The following is a 15075-nucleotide window of genomic DNA, read 5'->3' on the forward strand; positions in this document are numbered from 1 at the left end:
CATGAAGATATTAGCCATACGCATTAAAAATTTAGCTTCACTGGAAGGCACTACCGAAATTGATTTTACGGCAGAACCCTTATGTTCGGCGGGCATCTTTGCGATTACCGGCGCTACCGGAGCGGGGAAATCGACCATACTGGATGCGTTGTGCCTCGCCTTATATGGTAAAACACCACGTTACGTTCAGGCAAGAGGAGAAACGGGCATTGAAATAAAGGATGTACAAAATAGCACTATGAGCCAGGGCGATGTACGCGGTATCTTACGTGACGGCACGGCAGATGGATTTGCAGAAGTGGATTTTAGAGGGATCGACGGGCAAAACTATCGGGCAACCTGGAGTGTGCGACGGGCCAGAAACCGGGCCGACGGAAGCATTCAGTCGGATGCCGTGACCTTAAAAAACATTTCCAATCAGGTTGATCTTCCGGGAAGAAAAGCCGAAACCTACAGTGAAATTGCAAGGTTAGTCGGGTTAAATTTCGAACAGTTTACCCGCTCGGTATTACTGGCGCAGGGTGATTTTACTGCTTTTATGAAAGCCAACCGGGATGAGAAATCCTCCCTGCTTGAGAAGCTGACCGGAACCCATATCTACTCCGAGATTTCCAGGAAGGTTTACGAAAAATATAAAGCAGAAGAAGTGTTGCTGCGTGACCTTCAATTGCACAAAGAAGGCATTCTGACCTTAAGCGATGAAGAACTGCAAGTTCTGGCGGCAGATCAGGCGCTTTTGGAGAGGCAGATCACAGACCTCGATAAAGAAATCGAAAGATTAAACGCAGGAATCAGCTGGTATGAGCAGCTCGCCAAATACAGTCAGGGCCACGATGAAGCCATCCTGATGGTACAGCAGGCAACCGAAAACAAAGATTCCGCCTTGCCGAGAAGCAGGCACCTGCGAATGGCCGAACAGGCACAACAAACCCGAAGCTGGGCAGACGCTTTGGCGCAGTCACAGGAACAACATACCGTTAAAACAACAGCACTGGCAACGGTAAAGGAAACCCTGATTTCCTTACAGCAACAAAAAGAAAGCCTTGAAAAGCAGCTTCAACAGTCAGAACATCAACTTTCCGTTCAAAACAAGGCCCTTACCGATTCCCTACCGCTATTGGAAGAAGCCCGCAAACTGGATACCTTGCTGGGAGAGAAAAAAGAACAGGTCGACCGGCTGAAAGAAGAGGCTGAAAAAGCTGCCGGGCTGAATCGGAAACATCAGGATATCTTAAAAGGAAAACAGCAAGCCTTCACCGATCTTGTTTTACAGATTGAAAGCATTACGAAGTGGCAAACCGAACAGGCAGCCCGCAAACCTGTTGCCGAGCATACAGACCTCATTCTCGCCAAACTCGGAGATGCCAAAAAGCTGTTGGAGAACCAAAAAGCTTCTTCCGAAAAATTAGTGGCGTTAAAGGATAAAATCCAGGCGGCCGAAGTGCAGCAGAAAACCATTGAGGACAACTGGAAAAATCAGCTTCAACTGCTGGACGAAAACCGGAAAACGTATGAGGCAAAGTCCGAAGCGTTACGCTCCGTTCCGATGGAAAGCTTAACTCTCGATAAAACCGAAACCGATCAGAAAGTAGAAGAAACCGTCAGGGCACAGGCGCAATGGCAGCTTTTGTATTATGCACAGACCGAATGGGAAAACTTACGGCAGAAGCAGGTACAGGAACAAGCCGATCATCAGACCAGACAAGAACTTTTACAACAACTCAAACAAGAACTCCCCTTAGCAAAAGCGGAAAGCGATACCGCAGATCAGCTCCTGCAACAGGCCCGTCTGGCATCGGCTGAAAATGTAGAAACACTCCGGGAAGCTTTGGTGGAAGATAAACCCTGTCCGGTATGTGGCAGCACCCATCATCCCTACGCTATACAAAATCCGCAACTGGAAAAAGTGTTGGCCCAACTGGAAAAAGCCAGCCAGGAGAAAACACAATACCATCTCAGCCTCCACAGCCGTCATGATGCCCTGGAGCGGGAATGCACCACCCTACAGCAAAATATTCAGCGGCGAAATGAAGAAATACATGCTAAAGAATCAGCTCTGGCAACCCAAAAGCAAACCTGGGAACAATCTGATATCGCCAAAAATAGTTTGAATATTCCCGATGCCGGAAAAGCGGACTGGATCACAGCGCAATTACAAACCCTTAAAACCAAACAAGCCGATCTCTCTGCCCGATTACAAGCCTATGCCGGGCAGAAGCAGGAATTGGAAGCCGCAAAAACAGGAATCGACCAACTGAAAGAAAATATCGATACCCTTGCCGGACAGCTGAAAGACCTTCAAAACAGCTTATCGCTTTATGACGAGCAGCACAGCCAGGCAAGGCGTGAACAGGAGCTGGCTACCGTCTATCTGGATGAAATTGAACAGCTTCTTGCCCCATATTTTACCATATCCGGCTGGATTAACAACTGGAAAGCAGCTCCGGAAACCTTTGTGGAAAGCATCACCGCCTTTGCCCAACAATGGAAAGCCCAAGCCGAAAAACTGGAAGTCCGTACCCGGGAAAAAGCAGCCCTCGAAGCCACACTGAAAGAGCTGGAAAGCCAAGCCAAAACGCTGGAAACGGAAGCCAGTAGTAAAATCGAAATCCACCGTGCGCAACAGCAATCGTATCTGGATCTTACTAGACAACGTAAAAACCTATTTGATGGTCAGCCTGCCGACGAAATGGAACTTCAGTTCAAACAGGCGGTTATCAAAGCACAGGAAGATGTAGCGCTACTGAAAACCAAACAGCAAACCTTGGCGATCGAACAGACCAAAATCCTCACCCAACAGGAGGAACTGGCAAACGCCTTAACTGCATTGAACGCAGCAATTCAGAAAACTTCCCGCCAAATACAGGACTGGCTGAACGATTATAATCAAAAAAATGAGCAATCGCTCAACCTGGAAGAACTTCACCAATTACTCGCTTTAGGAAATGACTGGATCGAAAATGAACGTTTAGCACTACAAGCTATTGATGAGGAACTGACCAGAGCCAACAGCATTCTTACCGAACGGAAACAGGCTTTAGACCGTCATCAGAAAAACAGTAACGCGGAAATACCACTCGAAGAACTGATGACCCTGCACACGAATGCCCGATCGGAAGTGGAAGAAAAGAAGCACAAAAAAGGGGAAAACGGTTTCCGCTTGCAGCAGGACGAAGCTAACAAAAACAAAATCGGCGACCTGTTAAAACGCATTTCGGAACAGGCTACCGTTACCGAAAACTGGGCCAAGCTCAACGATATTATCGGTTCGGCTGATGGGAAGAAATTCCGCCAGATTGCGCAGGAATATACGCTGGATGTATTGCTTGGTTATGCCAATATCCATTTGCAGGCGCTCACCAGCCGCTACCGGATCGAACGCATTCCGGCATCGCTCGGTTTGCAGGTGGTGGATCAGGACATGGGCGACGAAGTGCGTACGGTGTATTCACTTTCCGGCGGAGAATCTTTCCTGGTGTCACTGGCTTTGGCTTTGGGCCTTGCCTCCCTGTCGTCCAACCGCATGAAAGTGGAATCTTTATTTATCGATGAAGGTTTCGGCTCGCTGGATCCCAACACGCTCAATATCGCCATGGACGCCCTCGAACGCCTCCACAACCAGGGCCGTAAAGTCGGCGTGATCTCCCATGTACAGGAAATGACGGAACGGATCCCGGTGCAGATAAAGGTGAGCAAGCAGCAGAGCGGGAGAAGTAAGGTGGAGGTGATGGGAGTTTAGAACTAAAAAAAACTTAAAAATTATAACTATGAAAATAAGTAATTTAAAGATTAAAGGATTTAGATCATTTGGGCCAGAAGAAATTAAGATTCCTGTTGATGAAAAACTGGTTGGTTTTATTGGACTCAATAGTGCTGGTAAAACCACTGCTCTTGAAGCACTAAGAAAATTATTTGGACAATCCTTAACAGATAGGGAAATTTTCCGGCAAGATTTTCATATCGGCAAAGATGAAAAGCTTGAAGATATTACTGAAAGGACTCTTTCTATTGAAGCCAGAATTGATTTTGACGAAGAAGAGCAGGAAGCAGTTCCTCATTTTTTTACCGATATGGTAATTGATGAAGAAAACAGCAATCCATATCTCCGGTTGAGACTCGAAGCTTCTTGGATAAAAACTGATTATGGTCCTGAAGGTGAAATTGATAGTAAAGTTTATTATATTAAAGTTCCTGAAGGTAGTGTAGAAGGTGACGACACCAAACAAATATTTCCTAATCACTTAAAACGTCTGATACAAATACTTTATGTTCCTGCAATACGTAGACCTGTTGAACAATTAAAATATGCGTCTGGAAGTATATTATTTCGTGTTTTAAAAAAGATAAAATCAAATGATACTTTTAAATCAGAATTCGATGAAAAAATAAAAGATATAAATGATGCTTTTAAAGGTTTGGAAGACTTTAATATCGTACAAACATCTATTACAGAAAATTGGAGACAATTCCATAAAGATAAGCGTTATAAAGATACGACTCTTGGCTTTGGAGGAAGCGATCTTGATTCCATTCTGAAAAAGCTTGAAATATCCTTTAGTCCCACCGGAACCCACAAAACCTATCAGATTGATGAGCTGGGAGAGGGCTATCGTTCTTTATTTTATTTAACACTGGTATGTGCCTTACTGGAAATAGAAGAGAAATTAGCAGAAAATGATGACGAAGAGAATATTGGGATAAATAGGCCTCTTCTGACAATATTAGCGATAGAAGAACCCGAAAATCATATTGCTCCACAGCTTTTAGGTAGGGTAATAAAAATATTAAAAAAAATCGCAAGTAAAGATAATTCACAGGTTTTACTATCATCTCATACACCTGCGATCGTTAAAAGGCTGAATCCGGAAAGTATTCTTCACTTTAGAATTACGGAAAAATTTGAAACTGAAGTAAATAAAATATTACTTCCAGAGAAAACAGATGATGCATACAAGTATGTCAAGGAAGCTGTTCACAATTATCCCGAATTATACTTTGCTAGATTGGTTGTAATTGGCGAAGGAGATAGTGAAGAAGTGATCTTCAATAGACTTATGGAAGTAATGGAAGTTGATTTTGATGACAATATTATCACTTTTGCCCCACTTGGCCACCGATTTGTAAATCATATTTGGAGATTGTTAGAAACACTCCATATTCCTTATGTTACTCTCTTAGATTTAGACGTGGAAAGAGAAGGTGGAGGTTGGGGAAGGATTAAATATGCACTTAATCAATTAATTAAAATAGGTATAAAAAAAGAAGAGCTTCTAAAGTTGGCTGATGGAAGTATACTCTCTGATGATGCATTAAAAGAAATGCATACCTGGAGTTTGACAGAAAAAGATTCAATTGAAAATTTGAATGGCTGGGTGGATTACTTGAGAAAGTATAATATTTTCTATTCTAATCCTCTTGATTTGGATTTTCTAATGCTTACACATTATCCAGAATTTTATAGAAAAGCAATTCCAAAAAATGGAGGACCTCAAATACCAGATGAAACAACTGAAGCTGAAAAATTTGATGCTAAAGTGAAGGTAGCCATCCAAGCTACATTAAAATCAGAGAAAGCAACCGCAGCTACCTACTCTGAGGAAGATCGAAAATTAATGATCTGGTATAATTACCACTTTTTAGGCCGAGGAAAACCAACTACCCATATTCAGGTCTTATCGTCTATGACTGATGAAGAAATAAATGCTAATCTACCTCAGGTATTTATGGAGGTTTTTGATTGTATATCGTCACTTTTAAAAACAAATCAAGAAGATGAAGCCAATCAAATCTAAAGAATGGATCCCAACAGATGGAATGGATCTTGAAGAAAACGCGTTTAAAGTTGCAACCACTATAGAAAATAACCTTGTTGTGGCTGGTCCGGGTGCAGGAAAGACAGAGCTTTTAGCTCAAAAAGCTTGCTTCCTCTTGCAAACGAATACCTGTAAATTTCCTCATAAGATACTAGCAATAAGTTTTAAAAGAGATGCTGCATACAACCTAAAAGAACGGGTTAGACTTCGTTGCGGTGACGAATTATCTAAACGCTTTGATTCATTAACCTTTGACTCATTTGCCAAACAATTATTAGATCGATTTAAGCAAGCACTTCCAGATGAATATAAAATCTCATCAGAATATGAAATTGTGCTTGGGGATCAATTCATTTTAGCTTTATATGAAAGTGAAGATATTAATTATTTCAATACAACACATCGAAATACCATTATCCAACTTCATAACGCACAATTACCGCACTTATCAAATAATAAAGCTGAGGCTATAAGATATAAAGTTTGGCAGAAAATGATTCAGCAATCAAAGTTATCTTTCACCATGGTGATGCGTTTGGCTGAATATATTATCAATACAAACCCGAAAATTAAAGAATACCTTCAACAAACTTATCATTTTGTATTTTTAGATGAATTTCAGGACACTACTGAACTACAGTATGATCTATTCAAAAGTTGCTTTTTAGATAGTCACACTTCTTACACCGCTGTTGGTGATGATAAACAACGTATAATGATGTGGGCCGGCGCAAGAGAAACTGTGTTTGAGGATTTTATTACTGATGTAAATGCGACTAGAATTCCTCTCAATATGAACTTTAGATGTGCGCCCAGACTAGTGACTTTGTTAAATCATCTTACTCGTCATTTATTAGGAAAAGATGATTTTGCTACTCCATCGCCGAAATGGAACGCCGAACAGGGAGAATGTTACTTTTGGGTTTTTGAAAATCCAGAATCAGAAATGCAAATACTTTTTCGTGAAATTCAAGATTGGATAAATACAGAAGGGATAAATCCCAGGGATATATGTATTTTGGTTAAACAGCAATTAACGCAATATGCCGGAGATCTCATTACTTATTTTAATGAAAATGGTATTAAAGCCAGAGACGAAAATAAATTGCAAGATATTTTAACACAAGAAGTCTGTATTTATATCATTAATATTCTATATGCTATTTTTCAGAAAAAAGCCGGCGAAGCCAAACAAGCGGCATTTGTTTTTTTAAGCAATCTTCACACAGAATTAGAAGATGATCAATTAATAAAACTGCAAAATATCATTTTAGTTTTTATTAAGATAAAGCAAGATGAATATCAAAAGAGAACTCTCAGTGAAGAGCAGATCAATACACTTATTGATGAAATCATCGACTTCGCAGGTAAAGACCGCATTAGAGCAAGTTTTCCGTCATACAAAAATGCTGCTGAATTCGATCGAACCATTACTTCTTTGAAAGAGGTGCTTATTAAAGATTATCATACTACTAAGAATAATATGATTCTAGCGTTAGATATGGTACTTGGTAAAGACACAATACCAGTTATGACAATTCATAAAAGCAAAGGTCTTGAATATCATACTGTGATTTTTATTGGCTTGGAGGATGGTGCATTTTGGTCATTTGAACGACAACCGGATGAAGATAAATGTGCATTTTTTGTTGCATTATCAAGAGCAAAAGAGCGTGTAGCATTTACATTTAGTAAGAAAAGAACTGGTCGTTTTGGATTGCGGGATCAATCAATAACAAATATTAGCGTTATTCTTGACGAATTAAAAAAATCGGGTATAGTTACAATGGCTGAAAGAAAGTTAAATAGTTGACATTTAACAATCAAATTAAAAAAAATATTAGAAATCATTAGAACCTTATCCAAAAATATAGTTTTTTACTAAAAAAATATATACGCAAATTGACTGCGTAGCTATTGGCTTTATTTGTATATAAAATTCAATTTAGTTTATGAAAGAAGACCTATTTATGCTACATGAACAACACACTTTAATAAAACAACGTTTCATTAAAGATGGATGGATAACAGTTTACCATGGTTATCATGAGGAAGAGAAAGTTAATTCTGGAATATATTGCCCTATTAGTAAAACCTGAATATTTAACTACATATATGGAAAGTCGTAATTGGGGTATTCACTGGGGCTCTGAAGGTCACCCTAGCGTAATCACACAATATAATGAGGGTAGCTCAATTACAGAATATTACCGCTTCGGTGATGAAGGGATGGAACCCTTTGTTTATCCTAAATGGTTTAGCCACAATGATAGCTCATAGGTATAGCAGTTCAAACAAGAGTGTCAAGAGAGCCATGGATTACTTTGGATTGACTGATGAAAATTATCGTCAAGTTGCATTTGATATTTTTGTTAAATCGCTATATACTCTTAATACTTTATCAAGCTTGTTTTCAATTGAAGAAATGCCAGAAGATTAAGAATAATGTTATTAAAATCAAGTAATATTTATTTCTCATATAGCAAATACTACTTTCTATGATGCTGTTTTCAATTAGGAAGTCCAGACATGACATTCTTTTGATAAAAACTGATTCCCTATCTTCTTTTTATATTATTTTGTGGTAACAAGGAGTATTATTCCATATAGGGAATCGGAAGATAATTTTTGCTTGATTGGGAAGGGTAGACATATTGCAATTTGCTATATCATGGTGATCTAAAGTTCTTTTACGCGTTGGGATATTTTACTTGGGTAAATGTGCTTTGGCCTTTGCTGTGTAAACATAGAAAACTAAGATTGGAATACTAAAAATATTTTTTTATAGTCATTTAAGAGTTCAGTTCAGCGAATAAATGGTTGTTGTGTAACTAAAATATCAGTATTTTCGTTAATAAAACTTTTAGCCATTAATGACCAAACATGCTATATTAATAGGGATAAATCAAATACCTGAAATGCCATATCTGGCATCACCGTCAAGTTACGCCATAAAGATGAAAAACTGGGCAGAGGGACAAGGATATATTACCGCACTTTTTGTGGATGAGCCTAGAGGAGAGAGTACATCTGGCGAATGTACAAGAACTTACATTCTAAATACGGTTAGCACTATTATTGACGAGGGAACAGATCAGCTTTTAATTTATTTTGCCGGACATGGGGTTGAACGCGCAGCGGGTGAAGATATTTGGTTATTTCCCGGTTATTTGCGGGATACTTCAGAAAGCGCTAGTGTTCTGTCTTGCCAGCAGAGGGCTTACCGGTCAGGTATTAAGCACGTAGTTTTCATTTCTGACGCCTGCCGTAGCGCTTCTAGTGCAACCACGGTACAAGGATTAGATCCAGGTGCATTGTTCCCCAATCTAACTCGTAACAATAGGACAGAAATAGACACATTTTATTCGACTCATTCAGGAGCTAAGTCAATTGATGTGATGGATGAAGATGGAAATTACCGAAGTGTTTACAGTGATAATTTACTAAAATGCTTAAATGGTGAAGTTACAGAAGTTATCAGGCCGATAAAACGGCTAAATCCTCCATTTCCGGCGGTCCTTTCTCATGAACTCAATGATTATCTGAAAACGAAAGTGCCCGACGAAATCTATTTGGCAACGGGTAAGAAACAGTTTCCTATTGGTAGTGTTTCTTCGTCCGACCCACTTTTTTTATCCAAATTTAGTGAACAGGTTCTTGTCGAAACTATTGGTGAAACAGGGCTTTCATTGATAACGGACCAAGAGCCGATCCCAGTTGATACAGAAGTAGTTTCTGAAAAGCTGAATTTTTATTTACGTGCTAAAGGTGGCAGCTCCGCAAGGGAAATGCAACAAATAAAAAGGGATTTTAAACTTGACTATGACTTTTTCACTGCTGATGCACTATTTCAGCAAGGTGAGACTGGACTATATGTGAAGGGGGTGAGAAATCCTCTAGTTTTCAGCAGCAGGCAACAAGATCGTCAATGGAATGACGCAAGGCGGAATTTCTCATCTCCACAGATTTTTGATTTCAGCGATGTTGATCATGGTTCAAACGCGATGTATTTTATCGGAAATTATGGAGGTAAAAGATTTTACCCGATAACATTGCTCCGCGGTTTTTTTACTCAGGTTGTTTTTCATAAAAATGAATTATTGACAGTCAATTATTTTCCAACGGATCCAAATGGTAAACACGAGTCTAGGCATTATGCTAATGAGGTAGCCGAAAGGAAGTCAAATATAATTATGGCAGCCAAAAAAGGGATTTTTCAAAGTACCTATGAGTTAAATCAAGGTGGGAATTATTACCGGAAGTATAAACATCTTGAGCCTACATTAGGACTTTTTGCAGCATATGCTTATTTTCAAAATGGGGACTTTGAAGGGGTCCACTCTTTATATGATTTCTTACAACAAAATAACCAATCCATACTTGGAGATATCTCTTTATTGGAGCGACTTTCAAATAGATATCCCTCTACCCAACAAAATGACATGATACAGATCCCTTTACTAACCCAGGGCTGGTCTTATATTGACTTATTAGGCTACAATCCTTTGGAAAACTTGGTTCCATATCTTCAACCAGGTCTTTGGACCTCTTTTTCCAGGGAAGGCTTTCGAAATATTCACGATAATCTAACACAATTGTAATGCGTATCTTATTTATACACGGTAGGGCACAAGAGCACTCTAGCCAGGAAGAGTTACTGGATAAATGGACAACCGAACTTAAAAAGTCATTTGAAAATGCAGGTATTTCATATCCGGAAGGTGTGACACTGCACATGCCTTATTATGGCAAAGAATTAATTTCTTTAAAGGATCAATTTAAGGACGATGTGCATAGTGGAAAATATCAGATGCGTTCGGCCGAAGATCTGGACGAGATACAGGCCCTTCACAATGATCTGCTGAACGATATGGCTGAAAATGCGGGTATCACACCAAAACAGATATTAGAGGAAATGAAGATGGAAACGCAGGAGCGGGGACTCCAAAATAATCCTATAATTCTTGCTTTAGCAAGGATTCTGGATCGTTACGGAAAAAAATATGCTAATGACCTCATATTAAAGGAAACAGATGATGTCGTGACTTACCTTGTGGTTCCAGACGTAAAAGTTGTTATCAATAAATTGGTCACCGATGCCTTAACCAGTGAACCAACAATTATTATAGCACATTCACTAGGGACTGTGATCGCATATGAAGTTCTGCATATGTTGAAAAAAGAAGATTACAATATTTGTGGCCTGATTACTTTGGGTTCACCTCTTGGAATGAAGGCTATTATCAGACAACTGTACACATCACCAACTTTTCCGCTGGTAGTTAGTGGAAGTTGGACTAATTTATATGATAAACGTGACATTGTTTCATTACGAGCACTAGAAGCAGCGCATTTCAAGGTAAATCCCGAAATTTTGAATATTGACGTAATCAATAAAACAGATAATAGACATGGTATAGAAGGTTATTTGAGCAATGCTTTTGTAGCGAAGTCTATTTCTGATATCATGGCGTGTAATGAATAGAATTTGTACAGTTTTAGGTGGAAAGCATTGATATTATTACTACATTTCTCAAGTAGGCTTCTTGGATATATTTGCAAAAAAGACACTATTTACTAAGTATGTTTCAATATAGTATTGACGTTAAAAATTGAAGGGTAATTTAACCCCTCAAAAATTGTCTTCCTACTTTGTAATCAAGGAAGCATTTCTCTGATCAGGAATAAAATTTGCATCCCTGTTATTGTTTCCATTATGATTTGTTTTTTATATAATCAAGATGTACTGCGGTCTTTCACCCTACCTAGGCGGTAAAACTGATTTAAATACATGCATATATTAATAATTTGAAATTTTCATACGTCCCTCTGATAAGACAGTAGATTGCAAACCTGACTAGACTGCGTGTAGAGACAGTAATTCGCACCGTCAAAAAGATGGAACAGGATCGTTTTCTCAGGCTCATAGGTCAACGGATCCTATACTAAATATTGATAAAAAAATAAGCCTTCCAGTATGGCAATACTAATAATATAGTTATCGATGAAAAATGGATGGCTTATTTCTGTCAAATATATTTGCTAATAAGTAATATCTTATTTTACCATAGATTTTGCATATGCTTGTAGTTGTACCTCGCTGTCTGAGAATTACAGTTTAATGTATCAATACAATAAGAAAATTATTGTTATTTTCCAAATTTTAAGAAAAATCTAACTTAATTTTTAATGACGCTTCCCTGGTAACGGAATCTATTATTTTAGTATAAATTTCTGTTGTCTTAAGGTTTCTATGGCCCAAAAGTTTAGAAATTGTATAAATGGATGTGCCTGATGCAAGCTGTAATGTAGCAAATGTATGTCGAAAGCCATGAAACGTAAAGTATTTGTTGATGCCGGCATTCTTTAGCCATGGTTTAAGAAATTTAATAACATCATCATACTTAATTCCTTCAAAAACTTTTTCATTATTATCTTTTGGAAGACCTAATATTTCTAATGTCTTATCTGATATAGGGTAGTATTCTGCATTTCCAGTTTTACTTTGTTTGTATATAATGTAAAAACTGCCCTTAGACCCTTGTATGTCACCCCATACAAGGTTTTTAATATCGGAAAAACGAAAACCGGTTAATGCGGAAAATAAGCCAGCTTTTTTAACTAATTGTGATTCACATTTTGCATCAGCCATACTTTGTAGCTCATGTAAGAACAGGAAACAGCGATGAGTTTCCTCTAATTTTATTCCTTTGAGCATTGTACTGAAATCTGTTAAAATATATTTATTATTAAAAGCACTCTTAATGGTATTTCTAAATTTGTCAAAATAAGATGATGCAGTATTAAGACTGATTTTTCTTTCGTATCTGCCAATAGATGGATTAGATAATAAAAAATTTCTAAACTGTTCACATGTAGGATAGTCGAGCTCAATAAAAGGTAAATTTTTTCCGCAAAAATTCTGAAAATACCTTACAGCCATTTGCCAATTGTATGAATCTGGTCTTTTGTTTGCTTCAGCTTGAAAGAATTCCGTAAAATCTGATATCCTTTTTTTGATTAAAAAATCATAATTTTTATTTTGAATATCTATTAGACGTTCGGCTTTTCTATATTCTACCAATTTCAAAGTTTCAATATTATGTAGTTTTTCTACATTATTTTTAGGATTCAAATAGGTGTGTAAATGTAGAAAATACTTTCTCTTAAGTTCTCCCGTTATTGGATGTGCTATGGGAGGATAGATATCCAAATAATGAGATTCTTGTCCATTACTTATGGGCTTTTGTCTTAGTTTTACCCTTGTCATCACCGGTTTATTTTCTCATTAATAAAACATAGTTTAAAGGTCAAAAGGTCTTTTTCACAATTGCAGTTTTTTCGACTGCTAATTCTCTTTGACTTTTCGAATACTAATCTTAAAAAGATTATCAATTTCTATTCTACTAATTCTGGTATTTCTTACAGATAGTTTTATTGATTTTAAACGTCCAGAATTAACTAGATCATATATCATTTGCTTACTACATTTCAATAAGCAGGCTGATTCTTTAACGGTTAGAAAAGCAGAGCTATTTATAGTATCCATAGAGGATTCTTTAAAAAGTTGAGTGTTGATGTTACTTTTCTCTATTTTTTTTGTTTTTAGTTCAGCTTTATATGCTTTTTTATTACAGGTATGGCTGCAGTACTTTGTGACTGTTGTTTTTGCGATAAATTCCTTGCCACAATATTGGCATATTCTTATGATCTCAATGTTAGAACTCATATCAATGTTTTTAAAGTGGACTGTTAACCAAATAATTTAATATGGGATAACCCATAACATTTTTGCAATGTGTATTCATAATAGTGGATACTGTAATGTTTGAGAATTCTAGAGGTTTAGTAATTTCCTGATAATATACTCAATCGTAGTTTATTGCTAATCCTATTATTATATACTTCAAGCATCATTTTTATTCTTAAATTTTCTGCTAGGAACAGTGTTTGGTCATTATGTTTTTTTTCAAGTTGCGATTTAGGCATGCGATACAGAAAAAGTTTTAAATAAAATTTTCGCTGCGATTTTCCAGTTAATGGATCATAGATAGGAGGATAAGCATCTAAATAAAGTCTAACAGTATTTTTAGCTGCAGGCTTTTTACGTAATTTAATAAGTGTCATAATATTTTGTTTTAGAGTTGTCTACAAAAATATTATGAACTCTGTTTAGTTTTAAATTATGTCTTTGAAAAGCCTAATTTGTCTTTTATAGACCTTTCAATAATATAAAATCAACTATATTAATTATTATTTTTTTTGATAACTGTATTGAATAACCTACGTATAATTTCTTTAGATACATAAACAGATTTTCCCTTCTTTATTTTAATTATATTATATATTTTCAATTTATTGTACAGGGCACTGGCAGAGATTTTATATAGGTTAATGATCTCATTTATTGTCCAACAGTTTTTTATTTTTGTATCTTCATCTTTAAATATAAAAGGTTCTATTTCTGTTTTATTTTGATATAATAACTTTTCAATTTCTTCCTTAAAAACTCTGGTTTTTCTCTGACTAAAATTAATAGAAGATAACTTTCCTTTTTTGATCATATCATAGATTGTAGTTCGGGCACATCCTATAATACTGGAAGCTTCTTTTATCGTCATGCAATCAAAGGGAGAATAAGTGTACATTTTAAAATTGTATAAATTCTTATTTTCTATTGTTTGAGATGAATTTTTATTATATCTCTTATACATTTTTGTTCTACATCTTTGACTGCAAAACCTTGTTACAGTGATTTTGGCTGCAAATTCTAATCCACAATATTCGCATGTTTTCAATATGTGGATATGTGTACTCATTGCTTTGTTCTAACTAGTTGTGCATATTGAATATATATCTAAAAATAGAATGGTTGTAAATGAATGCAATAAATTGTCCAAAGTCTAAAATAATACAGTTAAATTGTCTCAAAAGTCGATTATAAAATGCTTAAAAGAATCTTAGAAATCAACTTTAATAATTGTTAATCAATTTATATAGAAATTAGACTCATTAAGTACAGTAAATTAACCTTTATACTAATGGTAAATTGTTTAAATCTAAATCGTTTTGTATGAAAATGAACTATTATAAAAAAGCCTGTAAAAGTTCTAAAGAATTACCTTTAAATAAATACTAATTAATTCATTTAGAGTATGCTAGTATATATTAAGTGCAGTGAATTAACCAATAAAATCGCACGATTTTTATTTTGGAACTAGGGGACAAAACTGGGGACAAATTTAACTGATTTATAGTGCTA

Annotated in this window: 9 protein-coding genes; 5 read left to right on the forward strand and 4 right to left on the reverse strand. The window is 36.7% G+C overall.

The window, feature by feature from the left end:
* Position 1 precedes the first annotated feature (1 nt).
* The 5 genes from DEU40_RS14925 to DEU40_RS14950 all read left to right on the forward strand — a co-directional run bounded on the left by DEU40_RS14925 (position 2) and on the right by DEU40_RS14950 (position 11298).
* Positions 2-3739: an AAA family ATPase gene (locus DEU40_RS14925; RefSeq protein WP_181397979.1), complete on the forward strand. Its 3738-nt coding sequence runs from the start codon at positions 2-4 to the stop codon at positions 3737-3739.
* A gap of 28 nt (positions 3740-3767) precedes the next feature.
* Positions 3768-5792 (forward strand): ATP-dependent nuclease, encoded by a 2025-nt coding sequence (locus DEU40_RS14930; protein WP_062696523.1) that lies wholly within the window; start codon positions 3768-3770, stop codon positions 5790-5792.
* Complete coding sequence (locus tag DEU40_RS14935; protein ID WP_110010576.1) at positions 5773-7626, forward strand: UvrD-helicase domain-containing protein; 1854 nt, start codon at positions 5773-5775, stop codon at positions 7624-7626. Before DEU40_RS14930 ends, DEU40_RS14935 begins: the two co-directional genes overlap by 20 nt.
* Positions 7627-8686: 1060 nt before the next feature.
* Complete coding sequence (locus DEU40_RS14945) at positions 8687-10414, forward strand: caspase family protein (RefSeq protein ID WP_062696526.1); 1728 nt, start codon at positions 8687-8689, stop codon at positions 10412-10414.
* A complete protein-coding gene (locus tag DEU40_RS14950) occupies positions 10414-11298 on the forward strand; it encodes a hypothetical protein (RefSeq protein ID WP_110010579.1) in 885 nt (294 codons plus the stop codon). The genes DEU40_RS14945 and DEU40_RS14950 overlap by 1 nt, the downstream gene beginning before the upstream one ends.
* A gap of 678 nt (positions 11299-11976) precedes the next feature.
* Here the strand turns inward: DEU40_RS14950 and DEU40_RS14955 are convergent.
* From DEU40_RS14955 to DEU40_RS14970, 4 genes are all read right to left on the reverse strand, one after another.
* Positions 11977-13083, reverse strand: a complete 1107-nt coding sequence (locus DEU40_RS14955) for a site-specific integrase (protein ID WP_110010581.1) — start codon at positions 13081-13083, stop codon at positions 11977-11979.
* A gap of 78 nt (positions 13084-13161) precedes the next feature.
* Positions 13162-13542, reverse strand: coding sequence for a helix-turn-helix transcriptional regulator (locus DEU40_RS14960; protein ID WP_110010582.1), 381 nt, complete (start codon positions 13540-13542; stop codon positions 13162-13164).
* 116 nt (positions 13543-13658) lie between these two features.
* Positions 13659-13940 carry a hypothetical protein gene (locus DEU40_RS14965; protein WP_110010583.1) on the reverse strand — a complete coding sequence of 94 codons (282 nt, stop codon included), beginning with the start codon at positions 13938-13940 and terminating at the stop codon, positions 13659-13661.
* A 119-nt stretch (positions 13941-14059) separates the two neighbouring features.
* Positions 14060-14632: a helix-turn-helix transcriptional regulator gene (locus DEU40_RS14970; RefSeq protein ID WP_110010584.1), complete on the reverse strand. Its 573-nt coding sequence runs from the start codon at positions 14630-14632 to the stop codon at positions 14060-14062.
* Between the last annotated feature and the right edge of the window lie 443 nt (positions 14633-15075).

The organism is Chryseobacterium sp. AG844, assembly GCF_003182335.1.
Lineage (GTDB): Bacteria > Bacteroidota > Bacteroidia > Flavobacteriales > Weeksellaceae > Chryseobacterium > Chryseobacterium cupriresistens.